General features: G+C 70.6%; 19 protein-coding genes. 9 read left to right on the top strand and 10 right to left on the bottom strand.

Going from position 1 to position 18,099, the window contains the following annotated elements; genetic code table 11:
* Nucleotides 1–267: 267 nt before the first annotated feature.
* The 5 genes from EXE45_RS01890 (at nt 268) to EXE45_RS01910 (ending at nt 4,169) form a co-directional block, all read left to right on the top strand.
* Nucleotides 268–921: a hypothetical protein gene (locus tag EXE45_RS01890; RefSeq protein WP_137693373.1), complete on the top strand. Its 654-nt coding sequence runs from the start codon at nt 268–270 to the stop codon at nt 919–921.
* Nucleotides 918–2,210, top strand: a complete 1,293-nt coding sequence (locus EXE45_RS01895; protein WP_137693374.1) for a hypothetical protein — start codon at nt 918–920, stop codon at nt 2,208–2,210. Before EXE45_RS01890 ends, EXE45_RS01895 begins: the two co-directional genes overlap by 4 nt.
* 94 nt (nt 2,211–2,304) lie before the next feature.
* Nucleotides 2,305–2,547 (top strand): LSM domain-containing protein, encoded by a 243-nt coding sequence (locus EXE45_RS01900; RefSeq protein ID WP_092920135.1) that lies wholly within the window; start codon nt 2,305–2,307, stop codon nt 2,545–2,547.
* Complete coding sequence (locus EXE45_RS01905; RefSeq protein ID WP_006112801.1) at nt 2,544–2,720, top strand: 50S ribosomal protein L37e; 177 nt, start codon at nt 2,544–2,546, stop codon at nt 2,718–2,720. The genes EXE45_RS01900 and EXE45_RS01905 overlap by 4 nt, the downstream gene beginning before the upstream one ends.
* A 414-nt stretch (nt 2,721–3,134) precedes the next feature.
* Nucleotides 3,135–4,169 (top strand): LLM class flavin-dependent oxidoreductase, encoded by a 1,035-nt coding sequence (locus EXE45_RS01910; protein WP_137693375.1) that lies wholly within the window; start codon nt 3,135–3,137, stop codon nt 4,167–4,169.
* 514 nt (nt 4,170–4,683) lie between these two features.
* Here EXE45_RS01910 and EXE45_RS01915 read toward each other — a convergent pair.
* From EXE45_RS01915 to EXE45_RS01930, 4 genes are read right to left on the bottom strand one after another with little or no spacing between them, the layout of a single operon-like run.
* A complete protein-coding gene (locus tag EXE45_RS01915) occupies nt 4,684–5,808 on the bottom strand; it encodes a deoxyhypusine synthase (RefSeq protein ID WP_137693376.1) in 1,125 nt (374 codons plus the stop codon).
* Between the two features lie 39 nt (nt 5,809–5,847).
* Nucleotides 5,848–6,132, bottom strand: a complete 285-nt coding sequence (locus tag EXE45_RS01920; protein WP_137693377.1) for a ubiquitin-like small modifier protein 1 — start codon at nt 6,130–6,132, stop codon at nt 5,848–5,850.
* 23 nt (nt 6,133–6,155) lie between these two features.
* On the bottom strand, nt 6,156–7,577 hold the full coding sequence (locus EXE45_RS01925; protein WP_137693378.1) for a cation:proton antiporter regulatory subunit: 1,422 nt from the start codon (nt 7,575–7,577) through the stop codon (nt 6,156–6,158).
* Complete coding sequence (locus EXE45_RS01930; RefSeq protein WP_137693379.1) at nt 7,574–8,842, bottom strand: potassium channel family protein; 1,269 nt, start codon at nt 8,840–8,842, stop codon at nt 7,574–7,576. The genes EXE45_RS01925 and EXE45_RS01930 overlap by 4 nt, the downstream gene beginning before the upstream one ends.
* 117 nt (nt 8,843–8,959) lie before the next feature.
* On the opposite strand from EXE45_RS01930, the gene EXE45_RS01935 reads away from it, so the two are divergent.
* Nucleotides 8,960–10,135 carry an NAD-binding protein gene (locus EXE45_RS01935; RefSeq protein WP_092920129.1) on the top strand — a complete coding sequence of 392 codons (1,176 nt, stop codon included), beginning with the start codon at nt 8,960–8,962 and terminating at the stop codon, nt 10,133–10,135.
* 39 nt (nt 10,136–10,174) lie between these two features.
* Here the strand turns inward: EXE45_RS01935 and EXE45_RS01940 are convergent, their stop codons facing one another.
* The 6 genes from EXE45_RS01940 to sdhC all read right to left on the bottom strand — a co-directional run bounded on the left by EXE45_RS01940 (nt 10,175) and on the right by sdhC (nt 15,022).
* The gene (locus tag EXE45_RS01940; protein ID WP_137693380.1) at nt 10,175–10,810 is read right to left on the bottom strand and encodes a uracil-DNA glycosylase family protein; all 636 of its coding nucleotides are present in this window, start codon (nt 10,808–10,810) and stop codon (nt 10,175–10,177) included.
* Between the two features lie 84 nt (nt 10,811–10,894).
* The gene (locus tag EXE45_RS01945) at nt 10,895–11,122 is read right to left on the bottom strand and encodes a TrmB family transcriptional regulator (protein WP_092920127.1); all 228 of its coding nucleotides are present in this window, start codon (nt 11,120–11,122) and stop codon (nt 10,895–10,897) included.
* A gap of 294 nt (nt 11,123–11,416) precedes the next feature.
* On the bottom strand, nt 11,417–13,246 hold the full coding sequence (locus EXE45_RS01950; RefSeq protein ID WP_137693381.1) for an FAD-binding protein: 1,830 nt from the start codon (nt 13,244–13,246) through the stop codon (nt 11,417–11,419).
* A gap of 79 nt (nt 13,247–13,325) precedes the next feature.
* Nucleotides 13,326–14,216: a succinate dehydrogenase/fumarate reductase iron-sulfur subunit gene (locus EXE45_RS01955; protein WP_092920125.1), complete on the bottom strand. Its 891-nt coding sequence runs from the start codon at nt 14,214–14,216 to the stop codon at nt 13,326–13,328.
* Nucleotides 14,217–14,223: 7 nt separating this feature from the next.
* Entirely contained in the window at nt 14,224–14,595 is a 372-nt protein-coding gene (locus EXE45_RS01960; protein WP_092920124.1) for a succinate dehydrogenase hydrophobic membrane anchor subunit, read from the bottom strand.
* 1 nt (nt 14,596) lies between these two features.
* Nucleotides 14,597–15,022 carry a succinate dehydrogenase, cytochrome b556 subunit gene (gene sdhC, locus EXE45_RS01965; RefSeq protein ID WP_092920123.1) on the bottom strand — a complete coding sequence of 142 codons (426 nt, stop codon included), beginning with the start codon at nt 15,020–15,022 and terminating at the stop codon, nt 14,597–14,599.
* Between the two features lie 232 nt (nt 15,023–15,254).
* Here sdhC and EXE45_RS01970 point away from each other — a divergent pair, with 232 nt between their 5' ends.
* The 3 genes from EXE45_RS01970 (at nt 15,255) to EXE45_RS01980 (ending at nt 17,695) form a co-directional block, all read left to right on the top strand.
* A complete protein-coding gene (locus EXE45_RS01970; RefSeq protein ID WP_006628233.1) occupies nt 15,255–15,449 on the top strand; it encodes a cold-shock protein in 195 nt (64 codons plus the stop codon).
* Nucleotides 15,450–15,620: 171 nt separating this feature from the next.
* Nucleotides 15,621–16,322, top strand: a complete 702-nt coding sequence (locus EXE45_RS01975; protein WP_092920122.1) for a TetR/AcrR family transcriptional regulator — start codon at nt 15,621–15,623, stop codon at nt 16,320–16,322.
* Nucleotides 16,319–17,695, top strand: coding sequence for an MFS transporter (locus EXE45_RS01980; protein WP_137693382.1), 1,377 nt, complete (start codon nt 16,319–16,321; stop codon nt 17,693–17,695). Before EXE45_RS01975 ends, EXE45_RS01980 begins: the two co-directional genes overlap by 4 nt.
* The last annotated feature ends 404 nt before the right edge of the window (nt 17,696–18,099 follow it).

An 18,099-nucleotide genomic window follows, 5' to 3' on the forward strand; every position in this document is an offset into this window, starting at 1 on the left:
GCGTGTCGAACGCCGTGATCGGCGTCGTTCACTGAAACCCCGCAAGGAGCCGTCAGCGCTGCGTCGTACCGTGCGTCGTTGAGGCCCCGCTACGGCCGAGTCGTCGCGACTCACCGTGTCCCGCGGGAGTGTGGTACCTCGGCGTACTCCCGCCCACGTTAAAAACTCCCGGGTTCGGTCGCGCGGCCGCGGTTCGCGTCGGAGCCGGGGCCAGCGGGCGCGACGGGACCCACAAAGCGTTTCACGCTTTCGGTCGGATCGTCGACGATGCCAGACGTTCCCCGCCGCCGCGCCCTCCTCGCGGCCGCGTCCGGGCTCGCCGCCCTGGCCGGCTGCGCCGGCAGCGACTCCGCGTCGAACAGCTATCCGAGCAGAAGCGACCGACCGATCGACGGCTACGAGCTCGCGAAGGCGCGCGACGAGGACGGCCGCGCGCTGGTCGCGTCGGACGGCGAACTCCCGTCGCTCTCGGCCGACGAGCGCGCGTTCCAGCGCCGCAGCGCACGCCGGGTGTTGGTCGCCGACGAGGACCTCGCGGAGCTCACGTTCGCCGAGACGGACCCGGGCGAGCGGCTCCGGTCGTTCCTCGCCGCGACCGACTTCGAGTCGGCGTCGGCGTACCTCCTCGCGATGCCGGTGCGGGCCTGTCGGGAGGTCCGGTTCCGGTCCGTCTCCGTCGAGCCGGACGAGCTCGCGGACGGCGACCTCCACCCCCACGCGAACTTCTGTCAGACGTACCGTCCGGCGGACGTCGAGTGCGAGGGCGACGAGGTCCACACCGTCGGGTTCGCGATCCGGCTCCCGGTCGCCGCCGAGCGCTCGACCGGGAGCGGCAGCGGCATGAGGGGGTCCTGCCGGCGAGGGGAACCGCCGACCGTGTTCAACGCGTCGACCGCGTCCGAATCCGGTGACGACGCATGACGGGACGGTCGAGCTCGCGCCGTCGGTTCCTCGCCGGTGTCGCGACCGCTGGCGCGGCGGCGATCGGCGGGTGTTCGGGGCTCCCGTTCACCGACGACGGAGCGCGTGACGAGGTCCCGGCGTCGCTTCCGTCGGACGTCGTCGGATCCGTCGACTGGCCGGCGTCGCCGTTCCCCGTGACCGTCCCGGAATCGCTCGCGGAGACCCACGAGACGCGGACGCGCGAGATGCTCGCCGAGGTCCCGGCCGAACCGAACCTCCCCAACGCCGCGGTCGCGTCCGCGATCGGCGGCGACCGCGAACGCGCGCTCCGGCGCGCGAACGCCGAAATTCCCGACGGCTGGCCGGTCGATACCCTCGCAGCCTGGCGACGGCGGCGAGAGGACGCTGCGGCCGTCCGGGGGGAGTACCGGGCGGCCACCGGGAGCGACGACGCCCCCGCCCTGGCAGCTCGGCGCCGGGCGGTCCGGGACGACCGCGGGACGCTCGCGACCGACCTGGCGTACCGGGCCGGATCGACCGCGGAGGCGGTGCTGGCGTACGAGCCGGTCGAGTCGCTGCTCTCGGAGTGCGCGAGATACGTCGAACCTCGCGTGACGTACCCCGCCGACCCGATCGCGGAGCCGTTCCGAGCCGGCGAAGCGGTCGCTCGCGTCGAGCGCGCGCGAGCGGCCGTGACCGACGCCGGTTCCTTCCGCCAGGCGTTCCTGAACGAGCGCGACGAGCCGTCGCCGCGGTGGGCGTCGCTGGTCGCGGCCGCCGACGAGCTGAGAGGGTCTGTGATCCGGACGCGGGCGACCGTCCGCGAGCGCGTCGGGGGCGAGGAGGCGCCCGGCGACGGGGACCTGAGCGGGACGGTCGCACAGGAGCTGTACACCGCGATCGACGGACGCGTCGAGCGGGCGGTCGAGGACGTCGAGCGGGCGGCCGACGCCGGCGACCACGCCACCGCCGTGGTGGAGGCCGGCGTCGCGCTGGCCGCGATCGAGGCGCTGCGAGGAGCCGTCGACGAGATCCGCGACGGACAGCACCGCGAGGTCCCGTCGGAGACCGCCGTGCGATCGGCCGCGGAACGAGCGAAATCGGCCGTGCGCGAAGCGGTCGAGACGAGCGATCCGCTGGCGACGCGGCTCGTCCGGCCCGGGCTGGAGGCGGTCGAGTACGTCGACGACCGGATCGAGCAGGGGTATGGCTCGGTGCGGCGGACGCAGGCGGAGCTGGCGTACGTCGACCTGTACGCGAGCGCCGTCCCGGCGGCGGCCGAGTTCGTGCGGGAGCGGCTGGAGTGACCGGGGGGCGTGGCGACCGACTCGCGTCGAACCGACGGGCCTCGAGGCCCGCGTCCCGGTATTTTTATTACCGCGAGGTGCCGCGGTACGGACAATGAGTGGACGACCCCTCGACGTGCTCGAAGCGTCGCTCGAGGAGCCCGTGACGGTACACCTGAAGGACGGCACGACCTACTACGGCGTCCTCGGCGGCTACGACCAGCACATGAACGTCGTTATCGAGCCCGAGTCCGACGTGGACGACCGCGTCGACGACGACCTCGACGGCGAGTTCGCGGTCGCGATCGAAGACACAACGATTATACGCGGCGATAACGTCGTCACCATCAAAGCATGACCGGCGCAGGTACGCCCTCTCAGGGAAAGAAGAACAAGACGGTCCACGTGAAGTGCCGCCGCTGCGGCGAGAAGTCCTACCACGTCAAGAAGGAGCGCTGCTCCTCGTGCGGCTTCGGCGAGTCCGCCTCCCGGCGCGACTACGCCTGGCAGTCGAAGACGGGCGACAACTGACGACGCGGTCTCTCCGGTTTCTTCTCGCTTTTACTCGCGCAGCTGCGCGTCTGGTAGTCGGGTACTAGTCGGCGACGAGGCGGCGGCCGCCTCCAAAGCGCCAGCCGCGAGGACTCGCGCGGCTCGCTGCGCCCCTCAGTCGCTCGCGCTGCTCGCTCCTTGCGGTGCTTGCGTCGCCGTGGTTCGCCCTCGCGGCTGCCCCTTTGATTCCCGCCCCGCCAGCACCGCAACCGCACCTCACGCCTCCCCAGCCTCGCGGTTCGCGCTCTTCGAGCGCTCACCGCGTCCCTCGCGCGTGCCGCTCGGCCGCGGGGCGGCCTCGCAGGCACGCGCCACCGCACCGGATCCAGTTGCGGTCCGCCACGACGCCGCCGGCACCCAAACCGTTTCCCGCGACCGTCGCCGACCGCGGACATGGACCTCTCAGTCGTCGACCTCTCGCCGGTCCCCCGCGGCGGCACCGCGGCGGACGCGTTCGCGAACACGGTCGACGCCGCGAAACAGGCCGAGCGGCTGGGCTACGAACGGTTCTGGGTCGCCGAACACCACGGAATGGGCGACCGCCTCGCGGGCACCACGCCCGAGGTGCTGCTCGGGCGGCTCGCGGGCGCGACCGACTCGATCCGGATCGGCTCGGGCGCCGTCCTCCTGAACCACTACAGCCCGTTCAACGTGGCCGAGTCGTTCGGCGTCCTCGACGGGCTGGCGCCCGGCCGCGTCGACCTCGGGATGGGCCGAGCGAACGGCTCGCCCGCCTCGGACCGCGCGCTCGGCACCGACCGGCGCGTCGAGAGCCCGAACGAGGACCACCGCGAGCGGATCACCGCCGTGGTGAACCACCTCCGGGACGCCTATCCCGAGGACCACGCGTACGCCGACCTCTCGGTGCCGGGCTCGGATTCGGGGCCGGCCGTCCCGTGGGTACTGGGGTCGAGCCCGGCGAGCGGGGAGATCGCCGGCGAACTGGGGCTCCGCTACTGCTTCGCCGGCTTCATCCGCCCCGGCTTCGCCGAGCGCGCGTTCGCGGCCTACCGCGAGGCGTTCGACCCCGAGGGCGGGCTCGGGGGGCTGGACGAGCCGCGGGGGCTGGTGGCGGTCAACGCGGTCGCGGCGGAGACGGACGAGGCCGCGGCCCGGCGGCGCGCCCCCGCGGAGGCGACGTTCCGCCGGATGAAACGGGGGGAACTGGGCGACGAGACGCCGACCGTCGCGGAGGCGGTCGACGAGCTCGGCGGCGCGCCCGAGCCGACGCCCGCGACGCTGGACGACGACGAGTGGCCGCGGTCGATCTCCGGGAGCCCGGAGACGATTTCGGGGCTGTTGGAGCAGCTGGCCGACCGGGTCGGCGTCGACGAGGTGATGATCCAGCACACGGTTCCCGACCACGAGGCCGCCCTGGAGTCGCACGCGCTGCTCGCCGAGGCGATGGATCTGGACACGCGAGGATAACTCGGCTCCGACGTGGTGGACGTTTTCGACCGCTTAGTTGGATAGGGAAACCGATCGCCGGTGACGGGCACCGCCAAAGCCCCAGTCGCGAGAGCTCGGTGCGCTCGCTGCGGTCCTCGGCGCTCACTCCGTTCGCGCCTGCGGTCCTTGCGTCGCGCGCCTTCGCCCTCGCGACAGCGTGGCGCTACGCGCCATGGGCAACCGGCGGCTCTGCCGCCGGTGACTGCCCCTTTGCGTCCCGCCCCGCACAGCACCGCAACCGCACCTCACGCCTCCCCAGCCTCGTCGGCCTCCCTCCGCTTCGCTCCGGTCGGCCGACTCCAGCGAGGGACCGAAGGTCCCGCTGGCAGCCGGCGCGTCGCGCCGGCGACAGCGAGGCGCGACGCGCCTCTGGCAGTCGGGCGAAGCCCGACGACCTCGCGCGTGCGGTTCGCGGCCTGTCGGCCGCTCACCGGCACGCGCCACCGCGGATCGATTTATAATCAATGACGCGGTCAGAATTGCGCTCGCGCTCCTACTCCACGCGCTCGCGGGCGGCGGCGACGAGCATCGGGAGCATCACCGTCGCGTCGCCGTAGACCGAGGCGTTGCGCGCGTCCTTCTCCAGTTTCCCCCACGAGCGCGCCTCGTCGAGGCTCGCGCCGGAGAGCCCGCCGGTCGCCTCCGGGTCCATCGTGATCTGGACGGCGTAGTCGTAGGCACGCGGCGTGACGAGCATCGTCTGGAGCGTGAAGTTCTTCGGGACGCCGCCGCCGACGAGCAGACAGCCGGCGTCGTCGGCGTCGAACGCGAGGTCCGTCAGTTCGGTCATGTCCGCGAGCGCGTCGAGCGTGAACTCCGCGGTCTGGGCGTACATCCACGCCTGAAGCCCCAGGACGGAGTCTTGAACCGCGGGGCAGTAGATCGGCACGTCGCACTCGTAGGCGGCGGCCGCGACGCCCGGCCCCTCCGAGATCGCCTCGCGCTCGTTGACCGCGGCGTTCGCGCGGCCGAGTTCGCGCGTGAGGTCAGCGATCGAGACCGCGCCGTCCCTCGGTCCGTCGCTCTCGCCGCCGCCCTCGGCGTCGGCGCCGCGGTCGGCCTCCAGCGCCGGGAACACCTCCTCGCGGAGGTGCCCCTCGAATTCGGCGAAGTGCTCTTGGGGAAGGTAGACGTTGTAGATGCGGTCGACCTCCTCGTCGCGGAGCCCCTCGTCGTGTTCGCGGGCGCTCTTCTCCGGATCGTGGGTCCGGCCGTGGTGGTGTTTCCCGCCGATGGCCTCGATGGCGTCGTGGGTGAGGTTCGCCCCGGTGGTCACGAGGGCGTCGACGTAGCCGTCCCGGATGAGGTCGGCGACGATCCGGCGCATGCCGGCGGGGACCATCGCGCCAGCGAGCGAGCAGAACACGGTACAGTCCTCGTTCGCGAACATCTCCGCGAGCACGTCTCCCGCCTCGTTGACCGCGGCGGCGCCGATCCCCGCGTCGCCGTAGCCGTCGACGAGTTCGCTCACCGTCATCCCGGCGGTCGCGCGGGTGTGACCCATCGGGTCCTCGTGGAACTCCTCGCGGTGCGGGCCGTGGTCGCCGTGGGCGTCCGCGGCGTGGTCGTCGCCCGCGTCCCCGGTCTCGCCTCGCGTCCCCTCGTCGCTGTCGGTCATGGCTCCCGATGGGGGCGGCGTGCGTTTGAAACGACCGGTCTACCGCCCGACGGTCCCGCCGCTCACGGGCGGGAACAGCGCCAGTTCGTCGCCCGCTTCGAGCGTCGCGTCGAACCCCTCGTCGTGGCGGACGCTGCGCCCGTTCCGGAGGACGTTGATGTGGTCGGCGACCGTCTCGTCCTCGATAACGCGGTCCCGGAGGTCGGGGTGCGCGTCCAGCAGCGCGTCGAGCGCGTCGCCGACCGTGTCGCCCGGCTCCGCGTCGACCGTCACCGCGCGGTCGCCCGCGATCTCCGCGAGGTCGGCGAACAGCTTCCACTCCATACGCGGATCCCCGCGCGGGCGACTCAAGAGCGTTGCGTCCCGTCGGAGTCGGCGGCGACGTCGGCGTCGCGGGAGTCCCCGACGGGTCCGTCCGCGGAGGTCGCCGGGTCCGCGCCCTCGGTCCCGGTACTCCCGGCGGTCGCCGTTGCGGCCGTCTCGAACCGACGGATCGCGTCCGGGCGGCCGACAAGGTACACGAGGTCGCCGGCGCGGAAGGCGTAGGCGCGCGGCGGGATCGGTCTGACCGACTCGTCGGCCGGACGGACCGCGGCGACGACGGCCCCGACCTCGCCGACGGTGCTGCCGTCGAGGTCGCTCCCCGCCCCGACGGTGACGGAGGCCATCGTCTCGTCCGCGTTCCGCAGCAGCGAGGCGAACTCCCGGTCCGCCCGCGGCTCCGCGGGCAGCGTCACGAGCCGGTAGTCGCCCTCGTCCGTCAGCGGTTCGGCGTCCGACTCGTCGAGCGCGACGGTGACGGCGTCGCCGGCGACCCCCCGCAGTTCGCCCGTCGCGACGCGCTTCGGCTCCGGACCGTCGCGCCACAGCTGGACCGTGTCGCCGGCGGTGGCGTTGTTCGGGGGGTCGGCCGCCACCGCGACCGCCGCCGAACCCGGCGCGAGCGTCGGACCGAGCCCGGCGGCGCGAGAGCCGACCGCGAAGTACTCGACCGACCCGTCCGCGTCGAGGTCGACGTCGACGTAGCCGACGCCGTACTCGGCTTTGAGCCGGGCGACGAGCCGCTCGCGGAGTTCCGCCGCCGACAGCTTTCGCGGGAAGAGCAGGGTCGTCTCGGCGATTTCCGCCTTCTTTTCCGGGGAAACCGGGTCGTACGTGTCCATGTCGGCGATGTCGTCCGCCGGCGGGAGCGTCACCGCCGTGAACCGCCCCACCGCGCGCACGATGCCGCTCAGCTCCCCTTCGAGCTGCTTGGCCCCGGAGAGCGCGAACACGTCGACCGCGAGCCGGTCGCCCGCGTACCGGCCGACGGGGGCCGTCACCGCCGCGACGCCGAGCGAGACGAGGTTGAAGAACACGCTCTCGGGCGCTAGGAGGGCGGGGTTGTCGCCGACCGCGACCGACCCAAGCGATGTCGTGTTGAGGTACAACGCGACGACGGAGACGCCGATCAGACCGGTCACTCCCTCGGGTATCTCCGCGCGGAAGTACCAGCGGTAGGCCAGCGCCGCGCCCCCCGCGACGAGAGCGGCGACGACCGCGAACGTGACGAGGGTGACCGCCGCCTGTCGAGGGCGTGCGAAGCCGACGTCGACCGCGGCGGCGAGAGGGGAGGCGGCGAGAGGGGAGGCGGCGAGAGGGGAGGCGGCGAGGGGGGAAGCGACGAGAGGGGAGGCGGCGAGAGGGGAGGCGGCGAGAGGGGAGGCGGCGGTGCCGAGGTCGACCCCCGCGACGACCGCGTCCGCGGCGGCGGCGAGCGCGAGCGTCACGCCGCCGCCTCCGTGAACCGGTCGAGGGCGTCGCGGCTCCCGACGACGAACAGGGCGTCGCCCGCCGACAGCGACTGCGATCCGCTCGGCGCGATCGTCCACGACTCGTGACGGGCCGCGAGGACGGCCACGTCGTACGCCTCGCGGACCTCGGCCTCGCCGATGGTGTGGCCGTCGAGCGGCCCGCCGTCGACGACAGACACCTTCCAGAACCGCTTCCCGGCCCGCCGCAGCAGGGCCGTGAGCTCGTACTCGCGGCGAGTGCCTCGCGACAGCACCAGCACGCGCCCGCGGTCGACGCCGAGGAGCGCCGTCGCCTGCGAGCGGTCGACGGCGAGCGTCACTCGCCCCTCACCGCCGGTCGTCGTGGGCGCGGTCGCGGCCGGCGGGGAGGAGACGGCGGCCTCGCCGCCGTCGGCCCGGAGGTCGTCGTCCGCGTCCGGGTCGTCGCCCGCGGTGGGAGCGGGTTCCGGCGTCGCGGCGGCCCCCGGTTCCGGCTTCCCGCTCGATCGCGCGGCGAGGACCGCCCCCTCGACGTCGGCGTCCGGAGTGATCACCCGGACCACGTCGCCGCGGGCGATACCGGTCGGCACGAGCGCCGACACCGACACCGCGCGCTTCCCGTCGGGCACCCGTTTCGAGAGCGCTCCGGCCGGCGGCGCGGCGGAGACGGTCGCCCGCGCCTGCTCGTCGATCCGGACCGCCACGTCCGCCAGGTCGAGTTCGGTCCGGAGCCGTTCTGCGAGCCGGGCTTCGAGCTCCGCGAGCGGGAGGTCGGCCGGGAACGTCCAGTCGCCGTCGACGATCGCTCGGCGCGTGTCGGCCGGTAGCGACGGGTACCCCTCCATGTCGTTCACCTCCCCCGTCACCTCGACGGAGACCCGCCCGCGGCCCCCGACGAGCTCGATCACGTCGGTCGAGAGCGTCCGGTCGCGGAGCTGTTTGAGCGAGATCCGCTTGGGGACGGTAGCGCCGAGCCGGTCCCCCTGCGCGTGGGCGTACATCGAGAGCATCAGCACCACGACGATCGCCGTGAGGATCGCCGGCGCGCGCTCCGACGACCGGATCGTCTCGTCGTTGAGCGCGAGCAGCCCGCCGTTGACGCCGGCGATCGCGAGCGACAACACGACGACCCCGAGCCCGGGAATAGTCACGTCGGTGACGTACTTGAACACGAACCCGAGGACTCCGGCCACCAGCGCGGGAACGATCCCGGTGATGACGCCGAGGTAGACGCCGAAGACGATCTCGACGGGCAGCGACATACGCCCCCCAACCGGCGGCGCGGTTAAACGTGTGTCGGCGCGGGGGTCCGACGACGCGACGATTCACCGCCACGTGCGCCTCGCGGGGCTTAAGTCCGGTCTCGGCGACGCGGGGATATGGAGCTGACCCGGGACTGGGTGACCGTCCGAGCGTCGATCCTCCTGACGTTCGCGGTCGCGGTGCTGTCGATCCTCGCCGGGCTCGCCCAGATCGGCGGGCTGGGGGTCTCCGGCCCGCTCGCCCCGCTGGTCCCCGACTTCGTCCGCCAGACCGTCGGCTTCACGGGGACGATCACGGGCTTTTCGATGCTCGGGAGCGGCTTCGCGCTGAAGAACGGCTACCGCGTCGGCTGGTACTCCACGGCGATCCTGCTCCCGCTGACCGCGCTTCAGGGGCTGATGCAGGCGTCGGTGCTGTCGTTCCCGCTCGTGGCGCTGTCAGTCCTCTCGGTGCCCGCGCTGGTCTACAACCGTCGTCGGTTCGACAGGCAGTTCTCGCCGTCGCCGACCCAGCTCGCCGCCGGCGCGGCGCTCGTGACCGCCGTCTCGTACGGAACGGTCGGGACGTACGCGCTACGCGACCGGTTCACCAACGTGGAGACCATCGTCGACGCGTTCTACTTCACCGTCGTCACGGCCTCGACCGTCGGCTACGGCGACGTCTACCCCCAACCCGGCGCCGCCGCCGACATCGCGCAGCTGTTCGTGCTCTCCTCGCTCGTGATGAACGTCGCCGCCTTCGCGGTGGCGCTCGGGGTCCTCCTCACGCCCGCCATCGAGGCGCAGCTCTCCAAGGCGCTCGGAAAAATGACCGACAGACAGATCGACCTCCTCGACGACCACGTCCTCGTTTTAGGCTACGGGGACCTGACGGAACCGATACTCGAAGAGCTCGCCGCCCGCGACGGCGTCGACTACGCGGTGGTGACGCCCGACGAGACCGCCGCGAGGCGGCTCGCGGAGCGCGACATCCCGGTGTTCACGGCAGACCCCAGCGACGTCGATCCGCTCGAACGGGTGAACCTCGACGGCGCCCGCGCGGTCGTCGCCGCGACCGAAGACGACGCGCGCGACGCGCTCGCCATCCTCACCGCCCGTCAGCTCAACCCGGACGTGCGGATCGTCGCGGCGGTGACCCAGCGGGAGAACGTCGACAAGCTCCGCCGCGCCGGCGCCGATCAGGTGATCTCGCCGTCGACGCTCGGCGGGCACATCCTCGTCGACTGCGCGTTCGGCGCCGACAGCAAGGAGGCGACCGAGGGAATCTTAGACGACGTCGACCTCGACGACTGAACGACGACGGCGCGCGGCGGCGAACGACGCTCCGCCGGCTCAGCGGCTCTGCCGTCCCTTCGTCTGCCGGTAGTCGCGGCTCAACACGTTCTCGCGCATGTGATCGCGGAAGGCGTCGGCCTCGGCGTCGCTCATCTCCGCCGGCTCCTTCATCGGCACCAGTTCGAACCCGCGCCCGCGGACCGTCGTCGCGTGTTCGGCGTCGACGTCGAAGGAGTCCGGCCGGCGCGTCGTGTACTCGACGGCCAGCTCGCGGAGGGGTCGCTCGCCGACCGGCACGATGATCTGCGGGTTTATCATCCGGATCTCCGCGTTGAGGAAGGGCTCACAGGTATCCACCTCGCGATCCGTCGGGTCGCGGTCCGGGTGTCGACACCGCGTCAGGTTCGTGAAGAAGACGTTCCGGACGTCCGGCTCCGCGGCGTCCGACTCCGACCGGACGAAGCCGAGGTCACCGAAGATCGACTGGACGCGCTCGCCGCCCCCCTCGCCGGTAAAGGGGACGCCGTTGCGCTCGGCGGCCGCCGTCGGCGCCGTCCCGACCACGAGGAACTCGGCGCCGACGTCGCCGTAGCCGTGAACGACGCGCTCGCGCGCGCCGCACAGCTCGTCGCAGTTCTCGCAGTCGGGGTCCATCGCGAACGGGTTCTCGAACTCCGTCTGGTTCGCGTCCACGGTCGGTGTGAGCGTTCCGCGCCCCTAAACGCTCCGACGCGAGGCGGGTCTCCCCGTCGATCCCGCGTCGAGAAAGCGGCCGCGTCAGTTCGGCACGTAACAGTCGCCGTCGCAGTCGACGAGCCCCTCGCTGCGGAGGGTTTTCAGGATGCTGTACAGGGAGAGCTTCTTCATCCCGAGCGACTCGCCCATCTCCGAGACCGTGGCGTCGCCGTTCGTGGTCAGGTAGAGGTACACGAGCTTTGCGCGGGGCGACTGGAGCTCCCGGGGGAGCGCCGGGGCCGTCGCGGACGCGGTTTCGGTTTCTAACATCTTGTCCGATCCGTTGAGTTCGACGATAATAAACCCCCATTTCAACGTTCGTCGAAACTCCAGAAGGGGCTCGAAAAGCGATTGCCTCCGGCGAAAACGGCATATTCGAGGAGAGTACGTCGATCGACGAACGCTCAATCGACGAATATCGACGCCAGATTTCGATCGTCGACGGATAGCAAACCGTGAACGATCCGGATCGATCGGGCGAGGCGCGGCGGAGCCCGCGACGGCGCCCGGCGAGGCCCGCACCGGGACCGCCGCGTCGCGAGCTGCCCGGCGTTGGCGACCGGCTCAGTACGAGCGACTCTTCGGCTCGTACGTCTTGTTCTCGCCCTCGAGGACGACCGGCTTGTACCACAGCTCCGGCTCGCCGTCGTTCCACGAGATGAGCGTGTGTTTCAGCCAGTTCTCGTCCTTGCGCTCCTGATGCTCCTTGCGCCAGTGAGCGCCCCGGAACTCCTCGCGGGCGAGCGCGCCCATCGTCAGCGCCTCCGCGAGGTCGAGGATGTTCCGCGTCTCGATGGTGTGGATGAGGTCGGTGTTGAACGTCCGCGACGGGTCCGACACCGCGACCTCCTCGTACGCCTCGCGGGCCTCGCGGAGGTCCGCCAGCGTCTCCTCGAGCCGGCCCTCCTCGCGGAACACGTTGACGTTGTCCGTCATCGTCTCCTGGACCGCGGAGCGGATCTCCGCGTGGTTGCGTCCCTTCCGGGAGAGCAGCTCCTCGACGCGCTCCTGCGCGCGGTCGACGGCCGCCCCGAGGACGCCCTCGGCGTCGGTCGCCACCGCGCCGCCGTCGGCCGCGGCCGTGCCCGAGCCGCCGGTGTCTCCGACTTCGACGCCGAACTCGTAGTCGGCCGGCTCCCAGTCGCTGGACCGGCCGGTCGTGACCTCGGCCTCGCCCATCTCCTCGCCGGCGGCGTGACGGCCGGCGCGCTTGCCGAAGACGATGAGTTCGGGCAGCGCGTTCCCGCCGAGACGGTTCGCCCCGTGAACGGAGGCGCAGGCGCACTCGCCGGCCGCGTACAGCCCGTCGATCACCGTCTCGCCGAACTCGTTCGTCTCGATACCGCCCATCGCGTAGTGCTGGCCGGGTTTGACCGGCATCGGCTCCGTGAGCCCGTCGGCGCCCTCGAAGTCCTCAGCGAGGTGGAGGATGTTCTCCAGCCGGTCGAGGATGCGCTCCTCGCCTAAATGCCGCATGTCGAGGTGGACGTACTCGTCTTCGATGCCGCGCCCCTCGTTGACCTCGGTCAGTTCGGCGCGCGAGACGACATCGCGGGAGGCGAGCTCGCCGTCGTTGTTCGCGTACCCGTGTTCGAACATGAACCGCTCGCCCTCGCTGTTGTAGAGGATACCCCCCTCGCCGCGGACGCCCTCGGAGATGAGAACGCCCGTCGACGGCAGCGTCGTCGGGTGGAACTGGATGAACTCCATGTCCTCCATCGGGACGCCGGCGCGGTACGCCATCGCGACGCCGTCGCCGGTGTTCGCCACCGCGTTGGTGGTGTGGTCGAACACCTGCCCCATCCCGCCCGTGGCGAGGATGACGCCGTCGTTCGCGCGGAAGCCGCTGATCTCGCCGCTCTGGATGTCGTACCCGACCACGCCGTGGCAGGTCCGCTCCGCGGGGTCGTCCTCGTCGGTGACGGCGAGGTCCATCACGTGCCACTCGTCGTACACCGTGATCCCGCGTTTGACCACCTGCTCGTACATCGTGTGGAGCATCTGGTGGCCGGTCTCGGCGCCCGCGTAGGTCGTGCGCGGGAACGAGAGGCCGCCGAACGGCCGCTGGGAGACGCGGCCGTCGTCCTCGCGGGAGAACGGCATCCCCCAGTGTTCGAGGCGGATGACCTCCTCGGGGCTCTCCTGACAGAGCGCCTCGACCGCGGGCGCGTCACCGAGGTAGTCGGACCCCTTCATCGTGTCGTAGGCGTGGTCCTGCCAGGAGTCGGCGTCGCGCAGCGCCGCGTTGATGCCGCCCTCTGCCGCGCCCGTGTGCGACCGGACGGGATGGAGCTTCGACACCATCGCCACGTCCGCGCCCGCTTCCTGTGCCGCGATCGCCGCCCGGAGTCCCGCCCCGCCGGCTCCGACGACGACGACGTCGTGTTCGTACATTGTTGGGATGTAATTTCGTAGGTTCCGGAGTCCCTTGATACTGTCTGTCGGGATCACCGGGAGTCGTTTTAGATTCGATTCACCAGAACTTCAGGTTGTTCTTGACCGCCTCGCGTTTCAGCTCCTGGATGTGGTCGGTGAGAGGAATGTCCTTCGGGCACACTTCCGTACAAGAGAACTGGGTCTGACACCGCCAGACCCCGTGTTCCTGCTCGATGATCTCCAAGCGCTTCTGTTTGATATCCTCGCCTTCCCGCTCGTCCATCGCGAACCGGTACGCCTTATTGATCGCGGCCGGCCCGAGGTACTCGTTGTCGCCCGCGGCGATGTTACACGAGGACATACACGCGCCACACCAGATACAGCGCGTGGACATCTTGATCTTCTCGCGGTTCTCCCGGTCCTGACGCTGCTCTTCGAGCTCGCCGTCCGGGTACTCGTTCGTCTGGAAGTACGGCTCGACGGCCTCCATCTGGTCGTAGAAGTGCTCCATGTCGACGACGAGGTCCTTCGTCACCTCGGCGTGCGGGAGGGGTTCGACGCGGACCGGCTCTTCGAGGTCCGAGATCTGGGTCTTACACGCCAGCTTCTGGCCGCCGTTGACGAACATCGCGTCGGACCCGCACACCGCCTGCCGGCAGGAGTGCCGGAACGTGAGCGAAGAGTCGTACGTGTCGCGCGCGTACATCAGCGCGTCGAGGACGGTCATCCCCTTCGTGAACGGGACGTGGAACGTGTCGAACCGCGGCTCCTGTTTCCCCTCGACCTGCGGGTCGTAGCGGAACACCTTCAGCTCCACCGTGCTCTCGTCGGCGGCCGCCTTCTCGGCCTCCTCCGCCTGCCGCTGCTCGCGGCGCTCGGCCGCGCGGCGCCGCTTCTCGGCGCGGCGCTCGTCGCCCTTCGAGGCCGGCTCCGTCTCGGCGTCGGTCTCGCTCGATTCCTCGGTCTGCTTCGGAATTTGCGTGCTCATTGTCGGGTCAGTAGAGTCCGATTCCCGCCCACGCGTTCGCGGTGCGGATTCCCTGCGCGATCAACACGACGCTCGCGGCGACGAGCGTCCACTTGATCACGGTGCGTTTCGTGCCGGTGAGCCCCTGGTTCACCAAGGCGTTGTAGACGCCGTTGACCCCGTGGAACGTCGCGGTCACGAGGAAGAGGATCATCAGCGAGTAGTAGCTCAGCTGCTCCATCCGGGCGGAGCTGGCGAGGAAGGACACCTCGTCGGCGTGGTGGACGAAGTGAAGCAGGAAGAAGTGGAACGCCAACACGACTAAGAGGAAGACCGCCGTGACCCGCTGGAGCAGCCACATCCGACCGCCCGACTGGAACGAGGAGTAGCGCTCGGCCATCTCAGAACGCCCCCGCGATGAACGTCGGCACGGACGCGACGGTGATCGCTCCGGTTAAGATTAGCGACGCGTAGAAGCTCTTGTCCTGTGCGTCCAGCCCGATACCGAGGTCGACGAGCAGTAGTCGGGTCCCGTTGAGCATGTGGAAGACGGCGACGGCAAGCAGGCCGACCTCTAGGATGCGAACCAGCAGCAGCCCCTCCAGCGAGACGATGGTCTGGGTGTACACGTCGTTCCCCGCGGCGATCGCCGCTTCGCTCGCACCGGCGGCCGGAATCCCCGTACTCAACACGGCGATGTGCGTGAACAGGTACCCGATGAGCACCCATCCCGTGAACTTGTGGAATATCCACGCCCACATCCCCGCCTCGAACTCCCGCCAACGGCCGAAGTCCTCGATGAGGCCTCGATTGTACGACTGACTCATACTAACGGTTCTGAACCGGGGTCGTATAGTAGTTACTAACACGGCGGCGCTCGCTCCCGCGTCTCGGAAATCCGGGGAGCGCTCCGTCGGGCCGGAAAGGCGTCTCGACGCCGGATCGCGGGAGGTGTCGCGACTCCGCCCGCGGGCGTCGTCCCGCCGTCGGACCGCACCGTTCCACGCCGCGGCCCGTCGCGGAAGCCTTATATGTCCCACTCCCGCTTCTACGGTCGCAATGGCGAAAGGCGAAGTTGACTTCTTCAACGACACGGGCGGCTACGGTTTCATTTCGACTGACGACGCGGACGAGGACGTGTTCTTCCACATGGAGGACGTCGGCGGTCCGGACCTGGAGGAGGGTCAGGAAGTCGAGTTCGACATCGAGGAAGCGGACAAGGGTCCGCGCGCCACGAACCTCACCCGTCTGTAAGTCGGCGACGACACCGAGGCGAATCGGCTTTTCGACTGTACCCGTTCCCGGAGCGGCCGCGCCGGAGCGCGTTCGGCCGCCGAGCGGCGGGGCCGCGGCAGCGGCGAGCGGGTCCGGTGGAACGGCTCCGACCGATAGGGATTTACCGATCGTTGACTGACTAGTCAGTCAATGAGCGACGCGCCGAGCGCGGCGGAGGAGATCATGGACGGAGTGTACAGCGCCCTCCGCGCTCACGGCTACGCCGACCTGACGATGCAGGACATCGCCGACGAGTGTTCGAAGAGCAAGTCGCTGCTTCACTACCACTACGACACGAAAGAGGACCTGCTCGTCGCCTTCTTGGAGTACGTCATCTCCGACTCCGAGGACCGGATCGCGGCCCGCGCCGACGACCCGCCCGTCGACCGACTGGTCCAGTTCGTCGGGTGGTTCGTCTTCGCCCCCGACGAGGCCGACCGCGAGGCGTTCCACATCGCGCTGTTGGAACTGCGCACGCAGGGGCCGTTCAACGAACGGATCCGCGAGCAGTTGGCGCGTAGCGACCGGCTGCTCCGCGGGACCGTCGCCGACATCCTGGCGGACGGCATCGAGACCGGCGTCTTCCGCGACGTCGACGTCGAGGAGACGGCGGCGCTGCTCGTGGCGACTCTCGACGGCGCGCGGACCCGACAGATCACCCTCGCGGGCGCCGAACGCGGCGACGAGGCCGACGGCTACACCCGCCAGGTCGCCGAGGCGGCGCTCCGGCGGACCGTGGGGCCGCTGCTCGTCGATGGCGTCGAGCTGCCGCCGCTCGACGCCGGGATCGAATCCATACGGCGGGACCGGGACGGGTCGGAGAGCGACGGCGCCGCGGGAGACACGGAATGACCCGCTTCGGGTTCGAGCGGCCGCCGCCGGTGCTGCTCGCGGTGATCGCGAGCACGTTCTTCGTCGGCTTCGGCGGCGGCGTCGTCTTTCCGATCCTGCCGAACCTCGGTGCGGTCCTCGGTATCTCGGCGTTTATGGTCGGCGTGATCCTCTCCGCGAACCGGTGGGTCCGGCTCGTCGCGAACGCGCCCGCCGGCGCCCTCGTCGACCGATACGGGACGCGCAAGCCGTTCGTGGTCGGGCTGTTCGTCGAGGGGGTCGCCACGCTCGGTTACGTCGTCGCGCTCGTGATGCCGCCCGCGGAGTCGCTCCGTCCCCTCGCGGCCTCGCTACCGACGCTCGCGGCGGGCCCGGTGACCGTCGGCGCCGAGGAGTGGTTCGCTCCGCTGGCGGCGGCCGTCGCGCCGGAAACCTGGTTCCTGATCGCACGGATCCTGTGGGGGCTCGGCTCCGCCGCGGTGTTCGCGACCGCGTACACCATCGCCGCCGACCTCTCTGACGGCGGCTCGCGGGGGACGAACATGGGGATCGTCCGCGGCGGGATCACGATGGGGTTCCCGGCCGGCCTCGTGCTCGGTGGGATCGTCTCCGCGATCGCGGGCAACGTCGCGGCGTTCGTCGTCGCGGCCGCGTTCGCGCTCACCGCCAGCGTCGTCGCCCACCGCTACGTCCCGGAGACGCACGTCACGAGCGACCGCTCCGGGGACTCGATCAAGCCGTGGGAGGTCGACACCGCCGTGCCCGCCGTGACCGTCGGGCTGGTCAACTTCGGGCTGATGTTCGCGTACATCGGCGCGCTGTTCTCGACGCTCGTCCTGTTCCTCGGCGCGAACGACATCTCGCTGTTCGGGCTCGCCCCGCAGGGGACCTCCGGGCTGTTCATGGCGGGCACGGTCGTCTCGGCCGCGGTCTTCATGCTCGCCGGCGGCCGGATCTCCGACACCCGCGACTCCCGGACGCCGATCCTGCTGACGTTCCTCGCCGTCTCGTTCGTCGGGTTCCTGCTGCTCGCGCGGGCCGGGTCGGTCGTCTCCTTAGGCCTCGCCTGCGTCTTCATCGGCGCCGGGCAGGGCGGGACGAGCGGCCCGATGATGGCCCTGCTCGCGGACCTGACCCCCGACGAGCGGATGGGGCGCGCCTCGGGGACGAACAACGTCCTCGGCGACGTGGGCGGCGGCCTCGGCCCCATGGTGTCGCTCCCGCTGATCGAGGCGGTCGGGTTCACGCCCATCTACGCCGCCTGCGCCGTCCTCCCGCTGCTCGCCGGCTGCGTCCTCCTCCTCGGCGTCCGCCGGGAGACCGGCTCGTTCCTCCCCGGGCGCGTCGCGGACGAGGCGGGTGCGAGCGATCCGTCGAGCGTGGTCGATTCGTAGCCGGATGCGTCCTTGACCCTGCGTGGACACGATTTATAGATAAACGAGGCGGTGGCGCGTGCCTGCGAGCGGCCCTTGGCCGCGAGCAGCACGCGCGAGGGAGTCGGCCGACCGGAGGGAGGCCGACGAGGCTGGGGAGGTGTGAGGTGCGGTTGCGGTGCTGTGCGGGGTGGGACTCAAAGGGGCAGCCGCGAGGCGGGCGCAGGCGACGCAAGGACCGCAAGGAGCGAGTGAAACGAGCGACTGAGGACCGCAGCGAGCGTGCGCCCGCCTCGCGGCTGGGGCTTTGGAAGTGTTCGCCGCCGAACCGCGATCAACTATTTATAAACGAGGGACTGGGGCTTTGGAAGTGTTCGCCGCCGAACCGCGATCAACTATTTATAAACGAGGGACTGGGGCTTTGG

The organism is Halorubrum sp. SP9 (assembly GCF_005435015.1).
Taxonomy (GTDB): domain Archaea; phylum Halobacteriota; class Halobacteria; order Halobacteriales; family Haloferacaceae; genus Halorubrum; species Halorubrum sodomense.

Bases quoted from the DNA above. Each gene is read 5' to 3' on its own strand.
- EXE45_RS01890 (WP_137693373.1), top strand. From the start codon at position 268: ATGCCAGACGTTCCCCGCCGCCGCGCCCTCCTCGCGGCCGCGTCCGGG.
- EXE45_RS01930 (WP_137693379.1), bottom strand. From the start codon at position 8,842: ATGTCGCTGCCCGTCGAGATCGTCTTCGGCGTCTACCTCGGCGTCATC.
- EXE45_RS01975 (WP_092920122.1), top strand. From the start codon at position 15,621: ATGAGCGACGCGCCGAGCGCGGCGGAGGAGATCATGGACGGAGTGTAC.
- EXE45_RS01920 (WP_137693377.1), bottom strand. From the start codon at position 6,132: ATGGAGTGGAAGCTGTTCGCCGACCTCGCGGAGATCGCGGGCGACCGC.
- EXE45_RS01945 (WP_092920127.1), bottom strand. From the start codon at position 11,122: ATGTTAGAAACCGAAACCGCGTCCGCGACGGCCCCGGCGCTCCCCCGG.
- EXE45_RS01980 (WP_137693382.1), top strand. From the start codon at position 16,319: ATGACCCGCTTCGGGTTCGAGCGGCCGCCGCCGGTGCTGCTCGCGGTG.
- sdhC (WP_092920123.1), bottom strand. From the start codon at position 15,022: ATGAGTCAGTCGTACAATCGAGGCCTCATCGAGGACTTCGGCCGTTGG.
- EXE45_RS01900 (WP_092920135.1), top strand. From the start codon at position 2,305: ATGAGTGGACGACCCCTCGACGTGCTCGAAGCGTCGCTCGAGGAGCCC.
- EXE45_RS01960 (WP_092920124.1), bottom strand. From the start codon at position 14,595: ATGGCCGAGCGCTACTCCTCGTTCCAGTCGGGCGGTCGGATGTGGCTG.
- EXE45_RS01905 (WP_006112801.1), top strand. From the start codon at position 2,544: ATGACCGGCGCAGGTACGCCCTCTCAGGGAAAGAAGAACAAGACGGTC.
- EXE45_RS01915 (WP_137693376.1), bottom strand. From the start codon at position 5,808: ATGACCGACAGCGACGAGGGGACGCGAGGCGAGACCGGGGACGCGGGC.
- EXE45_RS01910 (WP_137693375.1), top strand. From the start codon at position 3,135: ATGGACCTCTCAGTCGTCGACCTCTCGCCGGTCCCCCGCGGCGGCACC.
- EXE45_RS01895 (WP_137693374.1), top strand. From the start codon at position 918: ATGACGGGACGGTCGAGCTCGCGCCGTCGGTTCCTCGCCGGTGTCGCG.
- EXE45_RS01935 (WP_092920129.1), top strand. From the start codon at position 8,960: ATGGAGCTGACCCGGGACTGGGTGACCGTCCGAGCGTCGATCCTCCTG.
- EXE45_RS01950 (WP_137693381.1), bottom strand. From the start codon at position 13,246: ATGTACGAACACGACGTCGTCGTCGTCGGAGCCGGCGGGGCGGGACTC.
- EXE45_RS01970 (WP_006628233.1), top strand. From the start codon at position 15,255: ATGGCGAAAGGCGAAGTTGACTTCTTCAACGACACGGGCGGCTACGGT.
- EXE45_RS01955 (WP_092920125.1), bottom strand. From the start codon at position 14,216: ATGAGCACGCAAATTCCGAAGCAGACCGAGGAATCGAGCGAGACCGAC.